The 10,304-nt window shown below is 44.6% G+C and carries 7 protein-coding genes; 2 read left to right on the top strand and 5 right to left on the bottom strand.

The features are described from left to right. Positions 1–539: 539 nt before the first annotated feature. From QUB33_RS28045 to QUB33_RS28030, 4 genes are all read right to left on the bottom strand, one after another. Positions 540–1,790, bottom strand: a complete 1,251-nt coding sequence (locus tag QUB33_RS28045; RefSeq protein ID WP_333357477.1) for a glycosyltransferase — start codon at positions 1,788–1,790, stop codon at positions 540–542. A 766-nt stretch (positions 1,791–2,556) separates the two neighbouring features. Further along, complete coding sequence (locus QUB33_RS28040) at positions 2,557–3,516, bottom strand: DUF362 domain-containing protein (protein ID WP_333357474.1); 960 nt, start codon at positions 3,514–3,516, stop codon at positions 2,557–2,559. A gap of 135 nt (positions 3,517–3,651) precedes the next feature. Further along, the gene (locus QUB33_RS28035; protein WP_333357471.1) at positions 3,652–3,978 is read right to left on the bottom strand and encodes a hypothetical protein; all 327 of its coding nucleotides are present in this window, start codon (positions 3,976–3,978) and stop codon (positions 3,652–3,654) included. Between the two features lie 174 nt (positions 3,979–4,152). Next, positions 4,153–5,577, bottom strand: a complete 1,425-nt coding sequence (locus QUB33_RS28030) for an aspartate ammonia-lyase (protein WP_333357468.1) — start codon at positions 5,575–5,577, stop codon at positions 4,153–4,155. Between the two features lie 375 nt (positions 5,578–5,952). Here QUB33_RS28030 and QUB33_RS28025 point away from each other — a divergent pair, with 375 nt between their 5' ends. Further along, entirely contained in the window at positions 5,953–7,818 is a 1,866-nt protein-coding gene (locus QUB33_RS28025) for a hypothetical protein (RefSeq protein ID WP_333357465.1), read from the top strand. A 137-nt stretch (positions 7,819–7,955) separates the two neighbouring features. Further along, the gene (locus tag QUB33_RS28020; protein ID WP_333357462.1) at positions 7,956–9,641 is read left to right on the top strand and encodes a DNA repair helicase XPB; all 1,686 of its coding nucleotides are present in this window, start codon (positions 7,956–7,958) and stop codon (positions 9,639–9,641) included. Here QUB33_RS28020 and QUB33_RS28015 read toward each other — a convergent pair whose 3' ends face one another. After that, positions 9,642–10,217 (bottom strand): peptidase M15, encoded by a 576-nt coding sequence (locus QUB33_RS28015; protein ID WP_333357459.1) that lies wholly within the window; start codon positions 10,215–10,217, stop codon positions 9,642–9,644. It abuts the gene before it with no gap. Positions 10,218–10,304 lie beyond the last annotated feature (87 nt).

Raw genomic sequence — 10,304 nt, 5'->3', positions numbered from 1 at the left:
GTTTTCTGGTCGCTGCGGGCTTTTTCATTCGTTTATTTTACCCGCTTTTGCCACTGAAGTTTTTTTTGACCTGAATCGTTACAATTTGACTTCCCCACAATACGTCAATATACTTACACAGAGAAAATGATTTAGGATTGCTCTAGATATAGAAAATCATTTAGGATTGCTATATACGGGCCACAAACCAGATGGAGTCTACTTCATAGGCATCGTTGTCACCCTCCCAGCCAAATGAGAACCTATGGAGGAAGTGCGATCACCAAGTCGAGTTTGATGCTATTAAGTTGGAAAAAAAACATCTAAATCTAATAGCGATCCATCACCTCAACCATTGCCTTTACAGGGCCTCCGACTTCAGTGGCTACCTTAATGAAACTGGTCTCCATCATAGGCAGAAGAATTGTTGGGTTTGCTGATTCATGGTATGAATCACCTTTTCGCTTGATGTTACAAAACTCACCCTACTTGGCCTATAGCCATTCCGAAATCTTGAATCCATACCTCTATTCAGCAACGCCGAATTGTTAAGGCAGTTGTCAGTACGCCAAAACCGGATCTGGCTGCTGGCCTAATTGACTTTCGGTGGCTTGATTAGCCCGCATTGAGGAGAGAATAACCTGTTGCATATGTTCTACACGAGCTTTAAAAGTCTTCTCAAAAGTGTGCTTTTGAGCAAACTCCAGCGATTTGAACGACATCGATTTAATTGCTTCCCGGTTGTAGCTGAGCTCTGCAATTTTCTTCGCCATTTGTTTGGGTTGATTCATCGGCACTACCCATCCTGCGCCCGACATTTCTGCAATTCCCTGGAATGCTTCGTTAGCATACCCAACAATCGGCACGCCGCAAGACATAGTTTCTATGTAAGTACAGGAAGGATCGCCCTGCCGGTGACAGCAAACAAACAAATCAATATTTTGCTTGACAAACGGGAAAAACTCCGTCTTAAAGTCTGGAACCCCGAGCATTTTGACGCAATCACTAAGTTTATTGGTAGCTATTTGCTGGTGCATCGTCTCTTCTAATTCACCAGCACCACTGATGAACATTTCAAATTTCACCTTCAGTTGTTGGAGTTCTTTAGCGACCTCAATTAAATGATCTGCTCCTTTCATCTTAATTAGGCGACCTGAGAATACCAGTCGCAGAGGCATATCTTGAGAGCGGTTTTCAGTCCGCATTTCAATGTCAGCTTCTGTTGCTAACATATCCTCGCTAATCCGCGTGTCAAAGAAAAACAGTGGATTGCCATTGACACGCTTGTACTCTTCGTAGGTAGGAGTGCCGTTGCACTGCAATCCATCTGCCATTGCGATCGCCTTGCGCTGCTTATATTCCTGACTGTAAGTCCAAAGAATTTTTCGCAAGCGGAGCAAGGGATTGCTCGTACTCACATTCACTATCTGTTTGCGAGTTTTTAGACTGTATTCCGAAACGTAAATACACGGTACTCCCGCTAACTTACACACTTTACTGATATGGTTCTGTCTGTATTCCGGGGCTGCCAATACCAGCGAGCTCTGATGCTGGTGTAGTAAAGCAGGGGTGATTTGGCTAAAAGAAATTACTTCCAGTTTGAAGGCCAATTCATCAAGTTTGAATTTTTTTGAATCCATCTGGTCGTTGTCTTCTTTCGTTTCTTCCATCATCACCGTAATGGAACCAGACCAATACTTGGCTAACTCACCAACTGCTTCAATCAATTTGCGGGTGAGTAAAACTTCATTGTTTGGCAAAAGCTTAGCTTTGAGTGGCTGTAAGATTGTCAGATTCTTGTTAGTAAGCATAGGTTAGGTACTCCCTGATTTTAAGCTTTTACTGTTGATGCGGTAGTTAATCTTTGGTGTACTTGGCAAGGGCTGTCGATCGCTCGCTATAACACACATCGACCGAATTTCAATTTCCGCGCCTGATACGACAAGCATTTGAGACGCTGTTGCGGAGATATCTAACACTTAAGATAGATACAGGGAGTAGATTAGACCTTTATTATTCAATATGAAGTAGGTTTTATCAGCCCTGTCAAAGTGCGACATAATCGCTTTATGTCATGCTAGCTGTTGGCGCTCGGCAATAAACTAGGTTTATTGCCGAGAATCGGTTAAAAGAATAAGCTTTAACCCTCGCCCGAAGCAGAAATCTCAACCGTTGGTGGAACTTTTTCAGCACCTAGAGAGGGCTGGGTCTGTTTGATATTTCGCCATCATCTGCGATCTCCGTATAAGTGTCAATAACCTTTTCCGAGCTTTACTGACTCTTTATAATTGAGCGGTCAAATATAAAGAAAGGCGCAATTTTAGGGTAAATTTCGTTAAAACCAGAGCTGTTATAAGTGTTTATACCTAAATAAAATCCTCTAGCTGCTTCTACCTAGCAACAATGAGCGCGAGTTGCGAATACGGCGAGACCAATGCTTTAAACCCTAGAGTTATAACAAAACTTGTTGAAAGTTTACATAAATACATATATTGTAAATAATAATTATATTTCTTTAAATTTAATAATGCGAAGGAGAAGGAGTAAAAAAAAGAAATTTTACCCCTTCTCTCTTCGCTAATGCGAAGCCTTGATGCTGAACTTTTCTTTAATAAACCGGATATAAAGGTGCTTGAAAGCCGACTTCACCACGCGGGGCATACCAAAGTCAATTGGCATCATGCTTTCCGGCAACTTCCAATCCAAAACCTTGAGATTTTCCGGCTGCAAAAGCGGAAAATCTATCGCCTCTAAATTCGAGCACAGTCCCAATCTCATCGCCGCAGCTACAGTCGGAACCGCCGCCGGATCAGCATTAATAATTTCCACTAAAGTTCTGTCCAAAGCAAACACATCATCAGACGCGGCCAAAATTCCCAAAAACTTAGGTTCGCCGCCGCTTGGCCCGTTACCTTCGTGGCCGATAATGCCATCCAAAATCGTCAAATTTGGGTTAATTGCCCGGGCAGTTTCTACAAGCATTTCACCGAATCTGGCGCTATCTTTGCCAGCTTCCATGTGCCACCAAGCCTTCATTTTGCCGGGGACGCAGCCAAACAAATTTTTCACGCCCATTGTCACGGTTAATTGAACGTGAGATTTGAGTTTGGGCAAATTAATCACTACATCCGCTTCCATTGCTTCTTTGCAAATTCGCAGATGATTGAAATCTTCGCTGACTGTTTCGTAGCGTTTTCCTTGAAACTCAACTACTGGCAAATTCAGTTCTTCCAACAGCGGCAAATAACCGTTGGCTTTGGCTACACCCATTGCGCTACCAAAAGCCGGACTATCACCTAAAAATGGTTTTCCTCCCGCTTCAATCACCATTTTAGCGACGCAGTAAACCAATTCCGGGCGGGTGACGCATTCTTTTGTAGGGCGAGAACCGGTGAGGAGATTGGGTTTGAGTAAAACCCGATCGCCCGATTTGACAAAAGCCGAGATTCCGCCCCAGGGTGCGAGCAAACTTTCTAAAGATGCTTGCAAGATTTGGCGATCGTATGAATTGGCACGAATTAAACTAACAGCCGACATAATTGGTAATTGGTAAGTGGTAATCGCTAATTGATAATTGGTAATTAGTAATTGGTAATTGGTAATTTTTCCTCGCTCTAAATTGTCAGCGATTATCCTTACCCATTACCCATTACCTCTAACTAGCCACTCGGTTTAAGTATCCATCGGCAATCTGCCAACTGCTGCCCGCTGCATGGTACTAACTCGCAGCGAATTAGAGAATATTCCTTGACCTTGAAGTGCCGGGATAGCAGGTTTTACTTCTACTTTTACTACCCGGGCAGTACAGATAAAAACCGTTTGATCTGCTAAATGAAAAGTCAACCAAGGTTGATTTAACAAATTCAGCACTTCCTCTTGGAATTCTTGTGCAGGCATCGGAAGAGTAAAGGTTTCTGCGTGACCTTCCACATAATGAAATGTCACTTGAGTTGTGTTCTCTTTATCTTGAGTTAATTTGCCAAAAGAACCGGCGCGCATAAATGTTGCTCCCAAACTTTAGACTATAAAAAAAATTCAGAATTAAATGTAAAAAAATTGAATTCTGAATTGTTTAACTTTAACCTGTGACAGGGATTAGGCAGAAATCAGAAGGTAGAAGGCAGAATTAAATCGAGTTCAGCCTTCTAGTTTCTAGCTGATACCTGCGAGATCCTAAACGTTAGCAGAAGATGTCGGCATCGCACTCATTTTTTCTAAATCTAGAACTTTTGCCAAGTCTTCTGCACTCATTAAACCCCGTTCTAACACAATTTGCCGCAAAGATTTGCCCGTTTCTAGGGATTCTTTGGCGACGGCGGCGGCGTTGAGATAGCCGATGTGAGTGTTGAGGGCGGTAACGAGGGCGAGACTACCTTCAGCATAAGCAAGACACCGATCGCCCTTAGCTTCAATTTTTTCGAGGCATTTGGTGCTCAGGGCGCTGATGGTATTGCCTAAAATTTCGATGCTGTGAATGAGATTGTAGGCGATCAGGGGCATCATCACGTTCAACTCTAATTGTCCTGCTTGGGCCGCAAGGGCGATCGCGCTATCGTAACCCATAACTTGAAAACACACCATCGATGTCATTTCTGCCATCACAGGATTGTATTTTCCCGGCATAATTGACGAACCCGGTTGCACAGGAGGCAGTTGAATTTCTTTCAAACCCGTTTTTGGCCCGGAGTCCATCAAACGCAAGTCGTGGGACATTTTAACGCAATCCTGAGCGAGATTTCGCAGTGCACCGGAGACATTTACAAACGGTGCCATACTCTGCATAGCTGCCATTAAATGCCTTGCTGGTTTCACGGGGTGATCGATTAGTTTCGAGAGAATTTCAGCAACTTTTTGACAGTATTCAGGGTGAGTATTTAAGCCTGTTCCTGCCGCACTTCCCCCCAATCCCAGGGATGTCAAATCATCGGATGCCCTGTCAATTCTCAAGGTATGTTCTCTGAGAATTTGCGCCCATGCGCCGAAAGTATCGCCGAGTCTAACCGGCACAGCATCTTGCATATGAGTGCGGCCGGATTTAACAATATCTTTGAATTCTTCGGCTTTGTTTTCTAGGGCGACTACGGCATCCGACAAAGCTGGAAAAAGAGTTTTTTCTAACGCCAACAACCCGCCGATACGAATCGCCGTCGGAATCACATCATTTGTAGATTGACCGTAGTTTACATGATCGTTAGGACTAATGCGCTTGTAGTTGCCTTTTTCATCGCCCATAATTTCCAAAGCGCGATTTGAAAGAACTTCATTAACGTTCATGTGGTGAGAAGTTCCGGCGCCGGCTTGGTAGACATCAACTACAAATTGGTCGCGCAATTTGCCCGCTAGGATTTCATCTGCTGCTTGGACAATTGCTTGACTGATGTCTTGGGGAATGCAGCCGAGTTCGCCATTGGCGATCGCCGTTGCTTTTTTAATTAAAACACAAGCATCAACGTATGTTGATAAAGGCTTAATGCCGCTAATCGGGAAATTTTCAACGGCGCGCAGGGTTTGGATGCCGTAGTAGACATTAGATGGGATTTGTTTGTCTCCCATCGAGTCGCTTTCGGTGCGGTAGCTGATGGTTTGGTGTTCGCTCATATGGCCTTGTTTGTGATGATTGGGAATTGAGAATTTTTTTTAAGAATGCTGACGGCGACTCCTGTTTTACCGCGCCGGCGGGCTCAGTAAAACACAAATCACGATGGTAAATAATTATCTCACACTCCGAGTTAAATCTCAAAGGTCTAATTTTCAATTAAGATTACTTCCCTAAACTTGTGCAAGAGTATTTGTGTAATTTCGACTTTGTTAGATAGCGTACTTCTGTACTTTATCAGACAGAATTTGTGTGTTTAACAATAAATATCAAACCTTACTGCGAAATTTTGTTACAAAAATTCAAGTTATAATTTTCGGAAAGTTGTTATATTTGGTAGCAGAAACAATTTTGCAGCAGGCGAATTGCCAAAAATTATGCCGCGTTACCAAACCCTAGATGATGTTCCTACCCTCCAAGAGGCACTCGAAGGAATAATTGTTGAAGATTTAAAAAAGCTGAATGCACTGTTGTCGGGCGATCGTAAATTAACCCGCAAAGCTGACCTGGTTGCTGGGATTAAACAGCAAATGCAGGGAGAAAAACTTAAGCAAGTTTGGGCGCAATTAGACGACCTGCAAAAAGCGGCCGTAGCGGAAGTTATACATGGGTCAGGTGGTGGGTATGATGCCGATGTATTTATGGCGAAATACGGACAACAACCAGACTGGGGAAAGAGCGATCACTATGGATACAACCGAGAACCATCCATACTATGCTTGTTCTTCTACGGCACTGCGATACCCTACGATCTTGAAAAAAACTTGCTGAAGTTTGTGCCAAAACCTCAAGCAGCTTCCTTAAATCTGGTTGGTGATGTACTGCCAGATAATTTTATGGTTCGTGTAGAAAAACATAACTTTTGTACATCTCAAAGAGAGGTATCCGAGTACGAACTTCCTTTGACAATTTGTGAAATGGAACGGGCAGCCCCAAAGGATTTGGAAGCTGTTTTGCGTCTGATTCAGTCGGGCAAAGTTGCCGTTAGCGAGAAAACCGCATTACCTGGTGCCACAACTCTGAAAGCGATCGCCGCCGTATTGCAAGGGGGTGATTTTTATAACGACGAACAGCGGCAAGCTACCTTGGAAAAGGGCGATATATTGTACGAGGTTGGTAACATCAAATCCTTTGCTTGGGCCCCGATCGCCCAAGCGAGCAAATTCGCCGAACAATCGGGCAAAAAGCTTGTTTTGACCAAAGCGGGACAGAAAGCTTTGCAAGAATCACCTGCCAAAGGATTACAGACAGCATGGAAGCGCTGGTTAAAAACAAACACTTTTGATGAATTTCGCCGCATTGATGCGATTAAAGGACAAACCGGCAAGGGCGCGCGCGGCATGACAGCGGTGGCGGGGCGGAGAGAGGCGATCGCCTCAATACTAGCAGAATGTCCTGTCGGTAAATGGATTCTGTTTAGCGAATTTAGCAGGTATATGTTGGCAAGGGGCAATCGGTTTGAAGTAACGCGCGATCCCGACAATCTCTACATTTCTGAATTTGGGTATGGTAACTTAGGATATTCGGGCAGTCACGATTGGCATATTCTGCAAGAAAGATATATGCGCTGCCTGTTGTTTGAGTATGTTGCTACCCTGGGAATAATTGATGTTGCCTATGCCGATCCGTCCCTGGTACCCAGCGATTTTGACGATCTTTGGGGAACGGACGATTTGAGATTTCTCAGCCGCTACGACGGCTTAATCTCTTTTCGCCTGACAGCTTTGGGGGCTTACTGTTTGGGATTGACTCAGAATTACACCCCGCCAGCAATTGAGTTCCGTCAAACACTCCGCGTACTGCCCAATTTAGATATTGTTGTAGCAGGAGAAGGCATTGCGACATCAGATGCGATCGTCCTCGATCTCTATGCTAAAAAAGTTTCAGATGTCGTCTGGCAACTCGATCGACAAAAGCTATTTACGGCCATTGAAGCCGGATACCCGCTAGCAGAATTTAAAGAAGTTTTAGAGACAAGAAGTATCGAACCGCTACCCGAAACCGTACAGCAATTTCTGACGGATGTTACAGAACGCTCGAATAGTTTGCAAGATGCAGGAACTGTCCAGTTAATCGAATGTACTAACGCCCATTTAGCCGTGTTGATTGCCAATGATTCCCGTACCAAAAAATTCTGTCAGCTAGCGGGCGATCGCACTTTAGCAGTTCCATTATCCCAGGAAAGTAAATTTCGCAACGCCCTGCGGCAGATCGGCTACGTCTTACCCCAGCGGGATAAATAGTAAGATCGTGTCCGGTGGTATCGAGCGATTTTAGATTTTAGATTTTAGATTGTCATGAGTCAACAGTCAACAGTCAACAGTCAATAATCACCTGACGGTGCAACCGGAATTGATATTATCTGCGATCGCAACAACTTATGAATTATGTTCCCGAAAATGCTTTGATCGTACAAAGTGATCGATCGATCTTACTAGAAGTTCACGCTCCCACAGCACAACAGGCGCGAGAAGCGATCGCCCCCTTTGCCGAATTAATCAAAAGTCCCGAACACATCCACACGTATCGCATCACGCCCCTCAGCGTGTGGAATGCGCGGGCGGCGGGAATGCCAGTTGAAGAGGCGATCGCAGCTTTGCGAAAGTATGCCAAGTATCCCATTCCTGAGTCCGTAGCGCAGGAAATTGAACTGTTGGGGGCGCGGTATGGATTAACTGTAATTGAAAGAATCGATGCGGCTAGCCCCGATTTACAACTGCGAATTGCCGATTTGCCCCTAGCGGAATTGCTGGTACGGGACGATCGCGTCAAACCAATGTTGGGCAAGCGCATCTCCGATCTTTGCTTTCAAGTCGATGCGGGGAATCGCGGCGTACTCAAGCAAGCTTTACTAGCGGTGGGCTATCCGGCAGAAGATTTGGCTGGATATGTCGAGGGTGCCGAATTAGGGATTTCTTTGCGCGATCGTACTTTAGCGGACTTGCCCTTTAATTTGCGTGCTTATCAACAAGAAGCAGCAGAGGCATTCTATCAGGACGGGGAGGTAAAAGGTGGAAGTGGGACGATCGTCCTACCGTGCGGGGCTGGTAAAACGATAGTCGGGATGTTAGCGATGAGTTTGGTAAAGCAAAAGACACTCATCCTCACCAGCAGTTTGACTTCAGTACACCAGTGGCGCAGGGAAATATTAGACAAAACAAGTTTAACTGAGGATGCGATCGCTGAGTACAGCAGTGTCACCAAACAGACGGCTGCTGTCACCCTATCGACTTACCAAATGCTAAGTTATAGATCGAATAAAGATGATGAATTCCCGCATTTCGAGTTGTTTAATGCGGAATCGTGGGGACTGATTATTTATGATGAAGTCCATCTATTACCTGCACCGATATTTCGGATCACCGCTGAACTACAAGCACGACGCAGGTTAGGTTTAACTGCGACATTGATTCGCGAAGACGGGAAAGAAGGGGATGTATTCACGTTGATTGGGCCCAAGCGCTATGACGTACCTTGGCGCGAATTGGAAGGACAGGGATTTATTGCCACTGCCAATTGTACGGAAATCCGCGTCGCGCAAAATGAAGCGGAAAAAATGGAATATGCCCTAGCGCCCCGCCGCAATCAGTTTCGGATTGCTGCGGAAAATCCAGGTAAGTTGGATGTGGTGCAAGGTTTGTTGCAAAAGGAAGCGGGACACCGTATTTTAATTATTGGTGAGTATCTCGAACAGTTGGATGCGATCGCCAAAATTACCGAATTGCCTCTGATTACGGGGAAGACAAAACAGGCAGATCGCGATCGGTTATACGAAGCATTCCGTCACAAAGAAATTCCCGGATTAATTCTATCTCGCGTGGGCAATTTTGCCGTCGATTTACCCGATGCCGATGTTTTAATTCAAGTATCGGGAAAGTATGGTTCTCGCCAAGAAGAAGCGCAGCGCCTCGGACGAATTCTCCGCCCCAAACCCGACGGACACAATGCCAGCTTTTATACATTAGTCTCGCTACAAACTTGCGAGGAGGATTTTGCCAGACACCGCCAACTATTTCTGACTGAACAGGGATACAACTATCGCATAGAGGTTCAAGGCAATGGTTAGTCAGCGATCGATAAATTCTTGGTAAAACTGCTCATGCAAACCTAAGAAATTATCCATCCCCTTCTTTGTCAGATACCCGCTCTTCTTACCAGTGTGCGGGTTTTTTACGTAGCTATAAATTTCTTTTGAAACATTAGGATTCTCGCTCCACCTAATGTTGAACGCTGCATAGTTTGGGAAAAAGGTCATTGCTGCATAAGCATCAATGTGGTCATGTATCCACCATGCCAATGCTGTCCAATCTTGAGTGCGATCGTAGTAAGGGATGAATGATGTAACAATAATACATACTGTTGCTCCCATATACCCCTCTGAATCTTTTACGTCCCAGATATGTTCTGCATAGTTGGCCTCATTACTGGCACAGTTGTACTGATTTTTATTCTCTGCTCCTTTGGCGTTCACCCCACAAGAACGATAGGCTGAGCGGATACTAATCCGACCAAGCGCATCTTGAATTGGTTCAAGCACCCTCTCACACAAATTCTTTCCTGCTGCGATCGCCAAGTCAGGATCGCTAGGAATGTTAGGGATACCTTCAATTTGAGAGATTTCTGAATAAAGAAACTCACGCATGAAAAAACTCTTAGAGTGTTCCAACGAAAAAATGATCCAAAATTTCACTCACTTCGACAAAAGATTTCAACGAACCATTTAGTCAAA

The sequence above is a fragment of the Microcoleus sp. B3-A4 genome (genome assembly GCF_036705385.1).
Taxonomy (GTDB): Bacteria; Cyanobacteriota; Cyanobacteriia; order Cyanobacteriales; family Microcoleaceae; genus Microcoleus.
This window is presented reverse-complemented; position numbering and strand designations above follow the sequence as displayed.

Excerpts from the sequence above, each read along its gene's own strand:
- QUB33_RS28045 (WP_333357477.1), bottom strand. The coding sequence starts at position 1,790 with ATGCTTACTAACAAGAATCTGACAATCTTACAGCCACTCAAAGCTAAG.
- QUB33_RS28040 (WP_333357474.1), bottom strand. The coding sequence starts at position 3,516 with ATGTCGGCTGTTAGTTTAATTCGTGCCAATTCATACGATCGCCAAATC.
- QUB33_RS28035 (WP_333357471.1), bottom strand. The coding sequence starts at position 3,978 with ATGCGCGCCGGTTCTTTTGGCAAATTAACTCAAGATAAAGAGAACACA.
- QUB33_RS28030 (WP_333357468.1), bottom strand. The coding sequence starts at position 5,577 with ATGAGCGAACACCAAACCATCAGCTACCGCACCGAAAGCGACTCGATG.
- QUB33_RS28025 (WP_333357465.1), top strand. The coding sequence starts at position 5,953 with ATGCCGCGTTACCAAACCCTAGATGATGTTCCTACCCTCCAAGAGGCA.
- QUB33_RS28020 (WP_333357462.1), top strand. The coding sequence starts at position 7,956 with ATGAATTATGTTCCCGAAAATGCTTTGATCGTACAAAGTGATCGATCG.
- QUB33_RS28015 (WP_333357459.1), bottom strand. The coding sequence starts at position 10,217 with ATGCGTGAGTTTCTTTATTCAGAAATCTCTCAAATTGAAGGTATCCCT.